The following is a 261-nucleotide window of genomic DNA, read 5'->3' on the forward strand; positions in this document are numbered from 1 at the left end:
ATGCTCATGCCCTGCGGTCCCGTCGGTGCGCAGGGTCCCGACGTGGTGGAGACCTGGACGGCGGCTTCGCCGCCGCTGCCGAACGTACGTCCGGATGGATCGACCAGATTGCTGGACAGGACCCAGGCGCCCGCGTGACCGGGAACGGCCGACTCCAGGAAAATGCGCAGAGTTCCGCCTTCCTCCCGTGATACGCCGAGCCCATCCACGTTCGCCTCGCTGAGCTCGAAGGTCCCGGCGACCGGGGGCATCAGGTGGGGT

Annotated in this window: 1 pseudogene; it reads right to left on the reverse strand. The window is 68.6% G+C overall.

Features of this window, described 5'->3' with window-relative positions:
• A pseudogene (locus V5E28_RS49360) lies at positions 1-261 on the reverse strand (ABC transporter permease); the annotation flags it as partial.

Origin of the sequence: Nonomuraea sp. LPB2021202275-12-8, from assembly GCF_037044575.1 — a bacterium.
Taxonomy (GTDB): Bacteria; Actinomycetota; Actinomycetes; order Streptosporangiales; family Streptosporangiaceae; genus Nonomuraea.